The 15,410-nt window shown below is 61.9% G+C and carries 16 protein-coding genes; 3 read left to right on the top strand and 13 right to left on the bottom strand.

The window, feature by feature from the left end; genetic code table 11:
- Nucleotides 1–67: 67 nt before the first annotated feature.
- A complete protein-coding gene (locus AC06DU_RS01745; protein WP_047127880.1) occupies nucleotides 68–1,513 on the bottom strand; it encodes an OprO/OprP family phosphate-selective porin in 1,446 nt (481 codons plus the stop codon).
- A gap of 546 nt (nucleotides 1,514–2,059) precedes the next feature.
- A complete protein-coding gene (locus AC06DU_RS01750) occupies nucleotides 2,060–2,947 on the bottom strand; it encodes an SDR family oxidoreductase (protein ID WP_154831266.1) in 888 nt (295 codons plus the stop codon).
- Between the two features lie 134 nt (nucleotides 2,948–3,081).
- Here AC06DU_RS01750 and AC06DU_RS01755 point away from each other — a divergent pair, with 134 nt between their 5' ends.
- From AC06DU_RS01755 to AC06DU_RS01765, 3 genes are all read left to right on the top strand, one after another.
- The gene (locus AC06DU_RS01755) at nucleotides 3,082–3,516 is read left to right on the top strand and encodes a winged helix-turn-helix transcriptional regulator (protein ID WP_046345376.1); all 435 of its coding nucleotides are present in this window, start codon (nucleotides 3,082–3,084) and stop codon (nucleotides 3,514–3,516) included.
- Nucleotides 3,517–4,016: 500 nt separating this feature from the next.
- Entirely contained in the window at nucleotides 4,017–4,514 is a 498-nt protein-coding gene (locus AC06DU_RS01760) for a hypothetical protein (RefSeq protein WP_154831267.1), read from the top strand.
- Complete coding sequence (locus tag AC06DU_RS01765) at nucleotides 4,511–6,610, top strand: methyl-accepting chemotaxis protein (RefSeq protein ID WP_478203387.1); 2,100 nt, start codon at nucleotides 4,511–4,513, stop codon at nucleotides 6,608–6,610. The genes AC06DU_RS01760 and AC06DU_RS01765 overlap by 4 nt, the downstream gene beginning before the upstream one ends.
- Before the next feature lie 89 nt (nucleotides 6,611–6,699).
- On the opposite strand, the gene AC06DU_RS01770 is transcribed toward AC06DU_RS01765, so the two are convergent.
- The 11 genes from AC06DU_RS01770 to AC06DU_RS01820 all read right to left on the bottom strand — a co-directional run bounded on the left by AC06DU_RS01770 (nucleotide 6,700) and on the right by AC06DU_RS01820 (nucleotide 15,148).
- On the bottom strand, nucleotides 6,700–7,143 hold the full coding sequence (locus AC06DU_RS01770; protein ID WP_478203389.1) for a YfeK family protein: 444 nt from the start codon (nucleotides 7,141–7,143) through the stop codon (nucleotides 6,700–6,702).
- A gap of 98 nt (nucleotides 7,144–7,241) precedes the next feature.
- Nucleotides 7,242–7,724 (bottom strand): glycine zipper domain-containing protein, encoded by a 483-nt coding sequence (locus AC06DU_RS01775; protein WP_478203390.1) that lies wholly within the window; start codon nucleotides 7,722–7,724, stop codon nucleotides 7,242–7,244.
- Nucleotides 7,705–8,508 carry a hypothetical protein gene (locus AC06DU_RS01780; protein WP_478203391.1) on the bottom strand — a complete coding sequence of 268 codons (804 nt, stop codon included), beginning with the start codon at nucleotides 8,506–8,508 and terminating at the stop codon, nucleotides 7,705–7,707. Before AC06DU_RS01780 ends, AC06DU_RS01775 begins: the two co-directional genes overlap by 20 nt.
- 401 nt (nucleotides 8,509–8,909) lie before the next feature.
- Nucleotides 8,910–9,302: a hypothetical protein gene (locus AC06DU_RS01785; protein ID WP_434982135.1), complete on the bottom strand. Its 393-nt coding sequence runs from the start codon at nucleotides 9,300–9,302 to the stop codon at nucleotides 8,910–8,912.
- A 480-nt stretch (nucleotides 9,303–9,782) separates the two neighbouring features.
- Nucleotides 9,783–10,091: a hypothetical protein gene (locus tag AC06DU_RS01790; protein WP_478203392.1), complete on the bottom strand. Its 309-nt coding sequence runs from the start codon at nucleotides 10,089–10,091 to the stop codon at nucleotides 9,783–9,785.
- Between the two features lie 303 nt (nucleotides 10,092–10,394).
- Nucleotides 10,395–10,748: a SymE family type I addiction module toxin gene (locus tag AC06DU_RS01795; RefSeq protein ID WP_478203393.1), complete on the bottom strand. Its 354-nt coding sequence runs from the start codon at nucleotides 10,746–10,748 to the stop codon at nucleotides 10,395–10,397.
- A gap of 1,721 nt (nucleotides 10,749–12,469) precedes the next feature.
- Nucleotides 12,470–12,691, bottom strand: coding sequence for a hypothetical protein (locus tag AC06DU_RS01800; protein ID WP_144410911.1), 222 nt, complete (start codon nucleotides 12,689–12,691; stop codon nucleotides 12,470–12,472).
- 605 nt (nucleotides 12,692–13,296) lie between these two features.
- Nucleotides 13,297–13,761, bottom strand: a complete 465-nt coding sequence (locus AC06DU_RS01805; protein ID WP_046345385.1) for a hypothetical protein — start codon at nucleotides 13,759–13,761, stop codon at nucleotides 13,297–13,299.
- A gap of 57 nt (nucleotides 13,762–13,818) precedes the next feature.
- Nucleotides 13,819–14,220: a hypothetical protein gene (locus AC06DU_RS01810; protein ID WP_478203394.1), complete on the bottom strand. Its 402-nt coding sequence runs from the start codon at nucleotides 14,218–14,220 to the stop codon at nucleotides 13,819–13,821.
- Between the two features lie 72 nt (nucleotides 14,221–14,292).
- A complete protein-coding gene (locus AC06DU_RS01815) occupies nucleotides 14,293–14,676 on the bottom strand; it encodes a hypothetical protein (protein WP_478203395.1) in 384 nt (127 codons plus the stop codon).
- Nucleotides 14,677–14,770: 94 nt separating this feature from the next.
- Entirely contained in the window at nucleotides 14,771–15,148 is a 378-nt protein-coding gene (locus AC06DU_RS01820; RefSeq protein WP_478203397.1) for a DUF6559 family protein, read from the bottom strand.
- Nucleotides 15,149–15,410: the final 262 nt, after the last annotated feature.

Consider the following 15,410-nt stretch of genomic DNA (forward strand, 5'->3'; position numbering starts at 1 on the left):
TAGCGACACAACAACCAACAAGCCCCCGCATGCGGGGGCTTGTTGGTCTTCCATCACGGTGCAGGGCTCAGTAATTGACCTGCAACTGCAGCCGCAGCAAGTCGCCTTCCACCACCGGATACGGCGCGGTGGTGACGTCGGTGCGCTTCATCTTCGAGTAGGCGAACACCAGTTCCAGCGCATCCATCGGCTGCCACTCGACGCCGGCTTCCACTTCGTCCAGGCGCATGCGCGGCGCATTGGTGTCGAACTTGGAGCCGCCGCGGTAGGTCTGCCACTTCAGGTACGGCAGCAAGGTGCCGTAGCTGCCATCGTGCTTGTACATCGCCTGCACGTAACCGCCGCTCAGCGAACGGGTGCGGATGCGCCGCTGTGCGACATCCAGCTCCGGGCCGCGGCCCACTGTCCACTCGGCCTGCAGGCCGAACGGCTGCGGGTAATAGATGATGTGCGCGGCCACGCGTTGGTCGGTGTAGCCGTTCGGGTCGGTGATGGCCGGGGTGAAGCTGCGGCCACCGATGTTGACTGCTGCCGCGGTCGGCACGAAGCGGCCGCTGTAGGCATCGGCACCCACTTCCAGGTACTGGCCGTTGGCGAACTTGAACGGGTAGGTGGCGTGCACCACCGCATGCATGCTGTCGTTGCGCTCGGCGCGGTTGGCGCCCTGGCCGTTGTACACGCCGGCACCGATCACGCCGTAGTCGCCCGAGCCCTTCAAGCCCGACTTGACCAGATCCTGGAAGCGGCCCTTGGCCACGGTGGGGCTGTAGTAGAACACCGCACCGATATCGCGTTCGTCGCGCAGGCCGGAGTTGAGCGCGTCGGCGCGGTCCAGGGTAAGACGGTTCTGGCTGGACTGCAGGTTCTCCCAGCCATACGGCATCTTCGACTGGCCCACGCGCACGCGGTACTCGCGCTTCTTGTCGAAGTAGATGTCGGCATATGCATCGCGCAGCTGCGCGAAGTTGGAGGTGGTCGAACCGGTCGGCGTGCTCGCAAAGTCCGGCTGGAAGTACAGCGACACGTGCTCGTTGAGATCGCCGCTCAGCACCAGGCGCGCACGCCGGATGCCCAGGCTCTGGTCGTTGCCGATAAAGCGGTCGCCGGGTGCGCGCAGATCCTGCGCGTCGCCGCCGATGCCCTGGTTGTAGCGGATCTGCGTGTAGCCGCGCAGGCTCAGCTTGTCGTACCACTTCTTGCCGGCCTCGCCAGCCTTGGCCGGTGCCGCAGCCGGTACGGGTGCAGGTGCGGCCTGGGCAATGGCGGTGTCGGCAGGCACCGGCGCCGCAGGGGCGGGCGGCAGTGCCGGTGCGGCCGGCATCGCCGACGCCGGCAGCTTGCCGTTCTCGTCCACCTGCACGAACTTGCCCAGCTTGTCGCGGCCCGGGGCCGGCTCGGCGAAGATCTGCTTGGTCTTGCGGTCGACGTACAGCTCCAGCTCGGCGGCCAGCGTGCTGCCGCTGGCGGTCGCGCTGAGGGCGCACAGGACGGTGGCGAGATTGCGTTTTTTCATTGGTCCGGCTCGTGCAAGGGAAACGGGTCGGCGGCAGCGTCAGGCCGGCGCTGCCCGGCGGGCGGCGAACACGGCGCCGGCACGCCCACCAGGCGCCCGGTCGTCCTGACGGTGCGGCAATGCGTGCAGTTATATTTAGATTTGATGTCAGTTTGGTGACATCGGCGGTCCCGCACAGTGCAATGCTGTGTCAGCTGCGTGTCTGGCGCGTGTCAGTTGTGCGACGTGCAGAAGGCCGGCCTAGCGGCGAGCGGCGCGGCATCAGGCGCGGATGTGACGCTTTGGTTGCTGCTGCCGGCCATCGGACCTGCGGTGCCATGGGCAGATGGTGACGCAAGGAGCAGCTGCCGACGCAAAGGCCGAAGCGCGTGCTTGGCACGGCCATGGCGTGCTGTCGTCGTCGCCAACGCGTGGGCAAGGGACGATGACTCAGAAACATGGCAAAGGCGGGGTCATCGCTCGCCTTTGCCGGATCACGCACAGCGTGGCGTAGCGCCGCGCCGATGCTGCTGCGGGCTGTCGAGCAGCACCGTGCCTGGGCTCGGCTCAGCCGCCCGGCGTCGCCTGCAATGCCGCCGCCACCGCATCGCGCAGCGGGGTGGTCGGACGGCCGATCAGCTGGCTCAGCGTGTGGCTGTCGTCGAACAGGCTGCCGCCGCGCGAGGAGGCCGAGCACTGTGCCAGCACCTGTGCGAATGCAGCCGGCAGGCCGATCTGCACCAAGGCCGCCGCGTAGTCGGCTTCGGGCAGGTCGTGATAGGCCACCGGCTTGCCCGACTGCTGCGCCACCTCGGCGGCATACTCGGCCATCGTGAAGGCCGTATCGCCGGCCAGTTCGTAGACCTTGCCGGCCTGCGCCGTGTCGGCGGCCAGCACCGCTGCGGCGGCCTCGGCATAGTCGGCGCGCGTGGCCGCACTGATCCTGCCCTCGCCGGCGCTGCCGATCACCGCGCCATGCGCCACCTCGGCCGCGATCGAGCCGGTGTAGTTCTCGGTGTACCAGCCATTGCGCAGCAGCACGTGCGGCACGCCGCTCTCGCGCAGCAGCGCCTCGGTGGCCACATGCTCGGGTGCCAGCGCCAGCGTGCTGGTATCGGCATGCAGCACGCTCGTATAGGCCAGCAACTCCACGCCGGCACGCTTGGCGGCTTCGATCACGTTGCGGTGCTGCGGCACGCGTTCGCCCACCGCATTGGACGACACCAGCAGCACCCGGCCCACACCTGCGAAGGCCTGATCCAGGCTCTGCAGGTCCGCGTAGTCGGCGCGACGCACGGTGATGTCGCGTTTTGCGAACTGCGCGAGTGACGCAGTATCGCGGGCCGTTGCTACGATCCGAGCGGCCGGGACACGCGCCAGCAATGCGTCGACCACCAATGCGCCCAGCTGCCCGCTGGCGCCGGTGACGAGGATCAGGGGGGAGGTGTGTGCCATGGTGAACTCCAGTAGGTATTGATAAGAGGTGTGGTCTACTATCTAGACTCTTGGTCCGCGCACCTATTGTCAGGGCCGTTCGAACCTCCGCAAGGAGGCAGTTTTCCACCCCCTGGTTACCGTGAGATATCCCAGTGAACGCGATTGCTCTGTTTCCGCCGCCGCCGTCCCTGCAAGGTATGCCGTTCGACGCCACCAAGTGCCCGGTGCGCGACGTGCTCGACCAGATCGGCGACAAATGGACCATGCTGATCCTGCTGACGCTGATCCCCGGCCCCTCCCGCTTCAGCGCCATCCAGCGCGCCGTGCCGGACATCTCCAAGCGCATGCTGACCCAGACCCTGCGCAACCTCGAGCGCAACGGCATGATCACCCGCAAGGTCTACGCGACCAAGCCGCCCAGCGTGGAATATGCCTTGTCCAAGCTCGGCGTGGCGCTGCTCGGCCCGATCTCGCAGCTGCTCAACTGGGCAGGCGAGAATCATGCAGCCATCCGCTCCGCACGCGAACGCTTCGATCATGCCCAGCAGCCGGCGGTTGCGCTGGATGCCGACGAAGCGCTGGCGTAAGCGCCGGTCTGCAGTATCGGCAAGCGAGCTGACGGCGCTGACTGTAGGTGGGCGCCTCGGCGCGTTGGTTGACCGCCTAAGCGCTTGCACCAGGCGCAGCGGTGGATGGATTTCCGCGTCTGCCAGATGTGCGTTGTTGAGGCATCGATACCCGGGCCCGGAAGCGTAGGCGGCTCAGTGGCGGACTCGCCATGCATCGCCGCTGTCGAGGGCACGCCCTGGCACCTGGACCCGACCCCAGAGTGACGACATCACAGCCACCACGGCCTGCCATGCATGCAGCAGCCCCACCGTCGATCTGTGAACGCGTGCTCACAAAATCCCGCGCCGGATAAACGACTGCCAGCGCAGCCACCCCACGCGTTACCCGCAAACCCTTGGGGCATAACGGGCCTGGCGCGTGCTATCGCTGCCATCGCTAATTTCAATCGCAAGCCGGCTCAAGCGTCTGCACCGGCACCCGATAAGGGGCTCACCTTACCTCGCGAATCCGCTGCGCCATGCCCGCCTTCGGCACCCTGTCCGCCTCAACGCGACGCACCCTGGGCGCTGCCCTGCTCGCGCTGTGGTGCGGCTGGATCGCCGTGGCCTGGACCACGCCCCACGCGCAAGCCACCGACGTCGCCAGTGCATGGGCGCAGGTCCAGGCCAGCCTGCCGGCCGCGCAGCAGGCGCCGATGCTGATCGGCGTCGCAGGTGCCTGCGCCTGCACCGACCCGGCCGCCGATCGCGCCTGGGCCGTGCTCAGCAGCGCGGTACGTGCGCGTGGCGGCCAGGTGCGCATGCTCGACACCCCCGCGCTGCGTGGCAGCGGCTATGCCGTGTGGCTGCTCGGCGCCGACGGCCAACCGCGCTACGCCGGCCCCGCAGACGGCGGTGCGGTGTGCGGCACCGCCGGCACGGCGGATTGGTCGCGCTGGTTACCCGATGTCCTGGCGCGCACCCCGGGTGCCGCGCTGGTGTCCCCTTGTCCCTGTGCCGTGGAGTCGCTGTCATGATGGAACTGTCCGCATCGGCGCCGCCGACCTCCACCTACGCCACGCGCCTGGCGATCAAGGCCGACCGGCTGTTTCTATGGCTGGCCGTGCTGCAAAGCGTCGGCTCGCTGGGCCTGGCCTGGTACCAGGGCCAATGGACCACGTTTCTGGCGGTTACGCTGCCCAGCCTGTTGCTGATGGCCTGGCAAGTGCAGGCCAACCCCGGCACGCGCCTGACCCGCATCACCAACGCGCTGGTGCTGATGGCCCTGGTCGCGGCCACCATCCAGCAGGCACATGGCCTGGTGGAAATGCACTTTGGCGTGTTCGTGATCCTGGCGCTGCTGCTGTACTACCGCGACTGGCTGCCGGTGGTGGTCGCCGCAGGCGCCATCGCCGTGCATCACCTGGCGTTCTACTGGCTGCAATCGCGCGGCATGCCGGTGCAGGCGTTCACCGTCGGCAGCGGCTTCGGCATCGTGGTGCTGCATGCCGGCTACGTGATCGTCGAAACCGCCTTCGTCTGCGTGATGGCCATCCAGCTGCGCCGCCAGGTCGATGCCCTCGACCACGAGGCCGAAGCGCTGGCCGAACTGGCCGACACCCTGGCCACCGGCGCCACCTTGCCGCCGGCCATCCTGCAGCAGCCCTTCCGCAGCGGCTCGCTGGCGCAGGCGCTGGTGCGCATGAGCGTGCAGGTGGAAGAGCGCATCGCCCAACAGCAGCAGCTGCTACTGGAAAATCGCCGTATCCGCCTGGCGCTGGATGCATCGGCAATGGCGGTGGCCATCGTCGACGGGCAGGGCGCTGCCATCTATCGCAATCAATCGTTCCAGCAACTGAGCACGCAGGTCAATGCGCATGTGCTGCACACCGCACTGGCCGATGCGGTGCAGCTGGGGCATGACGCAGGCAGTAGCAAAACGCGCGCGCTGGCGGCGTTGCAACTGCAGGAAAACATCACCCCGGTCCGCGATGACGACGGCGCCTCGCTGGGCGTGGTGGTGGAGTGGCAGGACCGCACCCAGGACCTGGCGCTGGAAGAGCAGCTGGCCACGGTCATTGCCCAGGCTGCGCGTGGCCAGCTCGGTGCCCGTCTGCAGGGGAATGCAAGGAGCGGCACACTCGGCCAGCTGGCCGAGGGCGTCAACCAGTTCCTGGCCATCACCGACGACAGCCTGCAGGACATGCGCCGCATGCTGGCGGCGATGTCACGTGGCGATCTGACCCAGCGCATCGACCGCCACTGCGAAGGCGTGTTCGAGCAGATGAAGCGCGACGCCAATGCCACCGCCGACGAGCTGGCGCGCATCATCACGCAGATCCGCAGCTCCAGCACCGCGATCAATCACGCCGCCGGCCACATCCTGACCCGCAACGATGCCTTGGAGCAGCAGGTGCAGCGGCAGTCGGCCACCCTGGGCCGCACCGCTACCCAGATGCAGGCCGTGCTCGGCACCATGCAGGAGCACACCGCGCAGGCCGCCGACGCCGACAAGCTCACCGCCGCCGCTTCCGAGGCCGCACGCAGCGGCGGCGACACCATGCACCAGGCGATGGGCACCATGCAGCAGATGGAACAGGCCTCGCGCCGCATCCAGGACATCGTCTCGGTCATCGACGGCATCGCCTTCCAGACCAATATCCTCGCCCTGAATGCCGCCGTCGAAGCCGCACGCGCCGGCGAAGAAGGCCGCGGCTTCGCCGTGGTCGCCGGTGAAGTGCGCGCGCTGGCATTGCGCTCGTCCGCCGCCGCCAGCCAGATCAAGACGCTGATCGGCGAGTCGGTCACGCATATGCAGGCCGGCGTGCAGCAGGTGCGCCACGCCGGCGAAGGCATGCAGCACATCGTCGCCACCATCGGCCAGGTCAGCAGCACGCTCAGCAGGATCGCCGTCGCCTCGCAACAGGAAGCCGGCAGCATCGCGCAGGTGCATCACACCCTCGCCGGCGTAGACGCCGACATGCGTGACGGCGTCACCCGCATGCAGGACGCCAGCGCCGCCGCACGCGCCATGGGCGACCATGCCGCGCAGCTGGAAGATGCAGTGAGTGCGTTTGTGGCCGATGAGCGCGATGGCAGCGCTGAGGCAGCGCAGAGGCTGCGCGTTGCCTGATTTACATCAGCGTATCTGCTGTCCAGCAGCAGTTGCCAGCGCCTCAGGCAACGCTGCAAGGCAGATGCTGTGGTGCTGACGCCGGCCGATTACTTGCGCAGCTCCCGCAGCTTGGCAGTGAACCAGGATTGGCTGGATACCGGCGCAGTGTTGCCGCAACGCACCTGATACGGCGTGCCCGACATGCTGCTCTTGGTGGCAGCAAGCTCGATGAAGGATTCGGTAGACGTCACCAGCCCCTTCTTCTGCAAGTAGTCGTACTTGCGCTGCAAGTGTTCACTGGCTTTGGGCGCAGCGTACCACGACCCATTGCGCGAAAACTCGCAGTTGGATTGCGCAAGGACCTTGAAAAGCTGATCGACCTCACGCGTGGTGGCGGGCGAAACCCCTTGGGCCGAAAGCGATGCACAGGCACCGAGCAGGAAAACTGCAAGACACGATCTAACGTTCATCGACCGAATGGTAGCGCATGGCAGTGGCTTGACGACCGCCATCGAGGAGCGGTACCAAAACAGCTGCGGATCCGCTGCCATGGCTGCATGTCACAGCGGTTACCAGGCGGTATCAACGTCGGCTCCGGCAGCACAGCGCAGTCGGCCGAGCGACATGCGCGTGTCACCTCATGCCGGCGTCAGATGGCACCACGCCGACGCGCCCAGGCAATGCCGAACACGGAGCCAAGCGACAGCCCCAGGCCGAGGCCTTGCGGCAGGTTGCCCATTGCTGCCCCGAGGGCAGCCCCCATGGCTGCAAAGATGCCAATGCTGATGCCGACCAATTTGGAATAGAGCTTGGTATCTGCTGGTTTCAACATGAGCATTCCTTCGTTGATAGTTGAACCGATCCACCTGACGATTACATTGCGCAGGCGGGAACTGACGCGCACCACACGTCCTGATTCTAATGTCTTGGGCTCGCGTTGCAACTCCGGAACTCCGCGCTGCGTAGCGGAAGCGTGACATCGCGCCAACAAGCAAGGCTGATTTTCAGCCCATGAGATGGCAATGCATGCCTGCTCAAGCGCATTCGGACTCGTTATAAAAGCGTTGCTTTGCGAGCTCGGACAGACCAGCGGCAACGCAACAATGGAGTCATCAGGAAAAATGCTGAACATCGGGCGGCGCGTATCGCAACAGCGTTGAACCCTCGAAGTAATTCCCGTAGTACTCGCTCGCCCTCAGCCCCGGGTTCGCCTCAAAATCGATGTAAGGCTCGGAACAATGGGGGCAGCGAAAAGGATTGAGATAGGCGTAGCTGGACCCATCCGGCGCCAATGGCAGTGCGTCTTCCAGCGCAGCAAGCGCTTCGGCATCCGGCTCGGACAGCGCTGCAGGGCTGCCAGGCAGATGGCTATCGACGGTGATGGTGTACTTGCCGGACCCCGAGTAGAAGTATCCCGCGTTGCTAAAACCCGCGTGATAGGAGCGGATCAGGAACGAACGTTTGCAGTGGTCGCATTCACAAGAAAGCAGCACGTTGCCACCGGTGACTAATCCGCTGAAGTGCAGACCCCTTGCAAAAAGCCCCTTGCCTGCAAGTGCGGAACTGCTGACGCTGGCGCCCGGCAGAAAGAACGGCTGAAACCTGATCCCGGATGCTTGGCCATTCGCAAACGCATCTGGATCGAGCTGCTCGGTCTGCGAAATGACACAGTCTGCCTGGCACCCGAGGTTGGGATGCACGCGAACGGAAAAGTGGAACCACCCCGTCGCAGCACCGAGTTCATGCCGGTGCACCTCTCCCGCCGAGTCGGCAAACTCCAGGACGCTATTGGCCTTCAACCATGCGGAAGGCTTGAGCTCACACGGGACATCGCTCTCGGTAACGCGGCACAACTCTCGCCCATCGGCGCGAACGATCAATAACGGAGCGGCTTTCTTCTTGAAGATGGAGAACATGCTTTCCTTGGCGGTGTGCTTGAGTAGTAGATCGGATCGCTGGGCGATTGGACAAATTTTAAGGCTTTAGCTCCGCTCGCGGCGAGTCAGGGACCATCCCCATGAAAGGAACAAGCAGACGCCAAAGAGCGTAAACAAAAAGGTGGCAAGCCCGGCCCAGGATATGCCGAATAGCCAAAAGCCAGCATGACATGCGACCGGGTCTCTCGCGATGGAGGCCGAAGTGGCACAGCGCGAGAGAGTCCTGGTGTGATGCCACCAGGTGAGCGTGACGGAAATACCGAAGAACACGAGTAGCGCAGCGAATAGCCGAAGCGCGCGATAGCCAACTGACGTCTTTGTTGATTTCGAATGTGCGCGCATGGGCAGGGCGGCCTAACGCTTGAATGAAGTGTTGGGCCCTACCACCCCTGAGCCTGGGCAAATGACTCAAGGTGTCGCTGAAGCTTGGTAGCTAGCTCGGGTGACGTGTAGAACGCAAGGTCAGGAGCATCCACGTCATCCTTGAACGCAACGATCACCAAGCGCTCGTGCTTGCCATTCAAGTTGACCGAGAACTCCCAGTTTCCGCTTGTCTCAACCGGCAACGCATCGATTGCATTTGTGAGTGCGTCGGGGTCGAGATTGGTACTGACGGAGCTAGACAACTCATGCAGGAATGGCCCAACTCCGTCTTGATCGAAGTTCATGGAAGCCTCGGACAGGCCAGAGACGTCAACCGTCGGAGTGGATGCCGAGCAGGCTGCGCCTGATGCGAAGAGGAGAAAAGCAAAGGCTGTAACGAACTTTCTCATAGGGGCTAATACCTAGGTTAAGTCGACCGGCGAATCGGCATCGGCTCGAATGAATTGTCACGCCGCATGCTGATACGTCACGGCGGCAAATCCAATGATTGCTGCAAGGACAAGCATGACAATCCATCCTGACCTCTGATGGAACGGCACTGGGTTGCACCCAATCTGCGCTTCCGCCGCCGAAGCGTTAACTATCCAGCCGTGGGAGCAAACGGGACAAATGAGCTGGTACTGCTTGGAGATAACCCATCCGAAAAGATGGTAGAAGTGTCCGTACGTGTACTTGAGACGCAGTGTAAAGATTTGCTCTTGCTCGCACCTCTGGCAGTGCTCATGCTCTGCCAGGTCGAAGGTCAGCACTCGCTCGCCCCATCCCCAAAGAATCATCTGTCTCTCTCGAAATATCCTTAACGGTCCAGCAACTGGATTAAACAGAACCGCGAACTGGATCCGGCTTGAATGACTTGCCAGGCGTCGCCACTAGTCACTGCTCCCGGCACAGCCAGAGTCCCCCGCATCGCAACCGAAAAAACCAATGTCCTGACCACCCGATGCGCCACCATCGGATGACAGATAGAGCGGGTCACTTGTACCGGACGACGTGGAGCCAGCTGCCTGAGAAGAAGCAAATGCCGCACAAACCACCGCGCCAATGACTGGAACAAGCCAGATGAGGGCAAGTTGCAATGCGCGTTGTGATGGCGACAGCACCGAAACGCGAAGCACTGCAACCGATGCGACGATATTGCCAAGGGCAAGTACCAGACCCAATAGAAGCATCAATTTCATCCAAACCTCCAAGTCGCCTGACTATCACCGGGGCTGCCCGTGTGGCGTAAAAACGATCCTCGCCGAGTCGTCCACGGCCGTCAATCGCTGCAAGCCTTTGCAACAAACGCTCGTTATGCCAGCGCGGCTGCCCATGACCATGTGCCATGCCATAGTCAAGCTGATCTAACGTGAGATGCAGGACGACGGCTTGGTGCTACATCTTTGTCCTCCTGCGCGAGGAGCAGTGAGCGCGTAAGATGTGATGCTAAACGCGTTGCCCTTGACGCGGGCGTTGGCGTGCATGCTGCGCGGCGCATCTGCTTAGTCCTTGGGTGCCACGCTGACGACCAGCTCGCCGTTGCGCAGTCGTATGTTGAGTTTGCTGCCGATGGTGAAGCCCAGCTGCTCCAGCCAGCGGCCACGCAGGCGCAGCGTGGGGATGCGTTGGTGGCTGTCGGGGTAGTAGCCGTAGCCGACGGTGCAGCGTTGCGGGGCACGCGGGTGGCCTTGGCGGCGCGGCTTGCTGGGATCGGGGCGGGGCTCGGGGATGGGGGTGCGCTCCAGGTAGCGCCGCGGCGTGATCGAGGGGTCGAGCGAATGCCAGCCGATCTCGGTGGGCGGTGGCACCGTGGCGCGCTTGCGCGCTGAGGTGGGGCGGGACGTGGATCGACGCATGGCAAAGCCCTCCTTGACGAACAGGCCCCGCCGCCGGGCGGCGACGGGATGTCGGGAGGTTAGAAACCGCGTACAGACGGCGGGCTTATTCCCCTTGCGGGTGTTTTATTGGCCGCCCTCCCGACGCAGAGCATCGCGCCGGTTGCACCCACAGAATCTGCAGGCACAAAAAACCCACCGGTCTTTCGGAGGTGGGTACCGCTGTACGAGGAGTTTCTACGCTCCTTGAGGAAGAGATTGCTGCGTGTTTGTTGGGATGTCAACTGCCTCGATAAGCAGGGAGCCGATCAGCGTCCAACGAAGCCGTTGCCCATACCAATGAGGCATCTGGAAAATAACCCCGCCCCTTATTCTCAATTTTTAGCGGGCTGATGCACCTCAGACTCCAGGCGAAGAACGCGGTATCCGAGAAAGGCGCACAAGACAGCCATAGTGATGAGCAAGCCTTTGAACACCATAAAATTTCCAGCTAGGTCTAACGCCTGAGTTAAGCCGACTCACGTAGCGGTTTCGGCTTGGGTGAGTTGCTGTGGCTCAGCGTTGCTAGAACGTAGCCTGCTAGTGCGTACAACACAGAACGCAAGATACCCCACGGCTCGAGTAACTCACCGACATGCGCACCCAGTGCCAAAGACAGAGCCATGTCCGTCAGCTGTACTAGCAAGAATGCAGCACCTACCTGCCAGGCCCTACGAGTCGGGGCATCAGTCGCAAGGCGCCAGTAGCAGACGACTGCAATAAGCCCAGTTGCAACACGCCTGAAAAGGCGGGTTCTCTCTACTAGTTGGTCAATCGTCGCCGGTTCGATCTGCGAATGAGCCACCCAGACTCCGCTAAGAACACCGACACCACTGGTCAGAATCATGAGTAGAGCAGACCAGCCAACGACGCGCTTCCAGTTCACAGCACTCTGCCCCTGAGTTCCAACACCGGAATCAAGCCGACTCGCGAAGCGGGTTCGGCTTGAATGAAGTACTAGGCGGCAGCTTACCGCCCATTGGCACGACTAGCCTCCTGAAAAAGCGCGTCAAGGTCCGAGCTGGACATCTTGCTGAGCCTGTCATACGCGGGTTTGGTGGCGGACTCGGTCCCAGTACCTTCGCCGCGCAACTCAATGCCACCGTTCCCATTCGGCGTGAGGATAAAGACGAACGGCGCAGCGGGATTGGGCGCGCTAGCAGCGACCACTACGGAATGCCCGTCAGCGCAGCCATATATCAGCCACTCATTGCCTCCGAACTGCTTCAAGGCCGGTCCAATGTTGCATTGAAGCACGGGTTGCTCATTGGCAGGCACAGTCGACGAGCTAGCAGCGAGAAGTGCGATGAATAGAGTTGCGATCATGTCTGCTTTGCTGCCTAACACCTGGTTGAGCCGACCCGCGAAGCGGGTTCGGCTTGAATGACTTGTTAGGCCCCGGACCTGCGCGTCACCAACCAGCCAACTATGGAGCTCGCAAGCCCGCCCCAAACCACTCCGATTGGAAACTGCACGCCGATGAGGTATGCAATGCCAGCACCGATCCCCGAGCCCGCTAAAGCAAACTAAGCGGTCTCCGCTATACGCTTTTGGCGAATCTGCTCCTGAGTACGCAGATCCGGCCCCAAAATGGCCTTCGCGATTGCGTCGGCTTGTGTCCTTTCCATCTTGCGATGACTCCTGACAGCGGCGAACGCCTGAGTTAAGCAACGTCGCGAAGCGGCGACGGCTTGAATGGATTATCAGGCCTTCGCCCGTGCACCTTTGGCCTGCACGAACCGACCGATCACATAGACGACAGCGCCGCAAAGCAGCACCACGCCACCGATGTTGCGGACAATAGCTTGGAGATCTCTATCTGGAAGAAAGAACGAGGTAAAAGCTATCACTCCTAGGGCGAACAAGACCAGCGATCTGCCAATCTTTAGGTAGGGGTTGGAACGGCCAAATCGGGAGTCGCTCATGATCTTTGCCTCAAATGTCAGTTGCGAAAAAGCAGACGCAACGCCTGAGTTAAGCCGAACCGTATAGCGGTTTCGGCTTGAATGGATGGCTAGGCCGCAAGCCGGCGTAGCCTGCCCCACGACTGGCGAAGCCCCACAAGGTGCACTAGACCAATGGCGAAACAGGTCGCCGAGCTCACGACCCAGAACGTGAGGCTGTTGCCAGGGAAGTAGGCCATGACCGGGACAAACGCCACACCGCGAACGATGTAAATACCTGTGATCGCCGTAAGGACTGTTCGACGTAGCAGAAACGGCCGGAATACACCTGCGGCCGAGAGTGCGTACGCACCCCAAATGGCCAAGATGGTGGCGATTGCTAGCGTGACCACTGTGGGGTACCAGCTGCCTTCAGCGTGACGTTGCGCCATCTGCTCTCCGGCGCCCAAGAGGCGGAAGAGCGGTGCACCCACTACCAAGCATGCAAGATGTGCCAGTGCTGCAACGCCACTCAGTGCGCCGCCGACGATGAGAAGCTTGTTGGTTGGGCCTTCCACGCGATCTCCCTTGCGGACTAACGCTTGAATTAAGCCGTGTCGCGAAGCGGCATCGGCTTGAATGAATTGTTAGACCGCACGCTGCTTAAGGACGGTTGGTTCAGTGGGCGAAGCTTGCCAAAGTTGTAGGCGGTAGTGATCTTGGCCATCAAGCCCGTCCTCCGATAGCGTGCAAAGGCCGGAAGAAGAAAGACGGACTCTGTACTCGCCAGGCGCCAAGTCAAAGCGTGCCGCATCAGGCAAGTAGTCCGTGCAGCCAGCCACAACGAGCGGGCCTTTTGTGATCGCGAGTGAACCCTCGACAACATGATCGAATTCCATGAAGTCAGCAGACGGCGCCGAATCCAGGAACTCAAGCGTAACTGGTACGCACATGTTGCGCGCAGTGCCGATCCCGACCACGCCCATTGAGACAGCGAACATGCGTTGAATGGCTATTGGACTCCACGCATCCGACAGGTCGCCGCTCGCTCCCTCGTCCTGGAGATAGAATTGGAAGTAGTCAGCAAATAGTTCGAGAGTGTGTGATTGCATCAGTGCGGTCTAAAGCTGGAATTAAGCGGCGGCGGAGCCGTCCGCGTGGATGAGTGGTTAGGACTTACGCCGCATGCCAAAGCGTGCCCGATAAGCGTATGCCGCACCTGGAAAACCGATAAACAAGAGATACAAGCAAGCGTTTAGAACTGATGGCTGACTGCGCGCACCAAGCCAAGTTGGGGCCCTAGAAAGCTCGACCACAAGGTACCAGATGCCAAGACCGAAGATGGTGCAGCCAATGAGGCTGCCAATGAATTGCCTGACTCGGCCTTGAGTAAAGCAGGCAATGGCGAGTAGCAAGCAAAAAGCGGCAAACAAGTAGAAATAAATTGCCTTGTCGGTAGGCGGCGCAACAACGACCATGACGGCGCAAAACAGCATGGCAAAGACGCCAAGGAGCAGTCTCGCACCAGGGCTGAGGCCGTGATTGATGGTCCTTTCAGCTTCCTGATGCATGGCTGCAATCCTTTTTGCCCCTAACGCCTGAATTTAGCCGGCCCGCGAAGCCAGTTCGGCTCGAATGAATTGTCAGGTCGCACGCCGCCGCCCCGTGAGCACACCAATGCCGCCGCCAATAAGCCCGTAAATTGCGCCCAATATTACGGCGAACGTTGTAGTGTAGAACCAAACCGACAGGGTGAGAGTGCCTCCGGCAAGGCGGCCTGGACCAATGGCCCAAGAGACGGCCCAGCCAAGCGTTGCATCAGTGATGCCCATAGCTAAACCGAGCAAAACTGCAGCCCAGAACCCAAACTTACGAGCAGCGAAGAATGCAAATGCGATGTAGAGAATAGCGGATCCGAACGCTGCGTAAGTGTAAGGAAAGCCAAGCACCAGAGACGCGAGAGATGCGACCGCATCAAACACGACCACCGCCAAACACGACAATGCGAAGAATTTGAGAGATTGCAACAGAGCCCCCTGTACGGCCTAACGCCTGAATGAAGCCGACCCGCGAGGCGGATTCGGCTTGATGAATTGTTAGGCGCTACCGCTGTGTAACCAGTTACAGATCCAAGAAGTCGAAAAGCGAGAAGTCTAGGTCTGGAAAATCCAGCCAGGACATATCCCAATTGAACCAGCCGCCCGAACCGTTTGTGGCAACTGCCCGCAGCATGTCTGCCTTCATTGCCGCGTAATTGCAACCCTCAGCGATCCCAGAATGCAGGCGGTCAAATTCCTCATGCGAGTTGAACATCGCGTGTGACCAACAGGCCACATCAATGTCAACCTTCCGGCGCCGGTTCGACTCTCGGACCTGTTCGACGGTATAGAACTTTCGCTTCCCATAGTGCCGGACGAGATCTTCGCCCACTGCCTGTGCCTGCGCCTTTTTGTCCTTCGGGCTAATAGCGCATGGGGCCGGTTGCGCTATTGTATTCATACGCACTCCTTTGATCTGTCTGTAGCGCCTAACGCCTGAATTAAGCTGGCCCGCGAAGCGGCTTAGGCTTGAATGAATTGTTAGGCGGTATTCTAAGCAGCTCGGCACGCCACTCCACCAACTTGTCAGCTGCCAGCGACGCTCGCGACTCTGTGCCAGAAAGCCTCATGCGTTCGCCAGCTACGTTTACGAGATATTGCGCAATTGATGATGCGTCCGTGCCATCCCAGAGCAGCGAGAAGACGTGGTCAGCATACCCATC

This window comes from Xanthomonas sp. NCPPB 3200 (genome assembly GCF_056393585.1).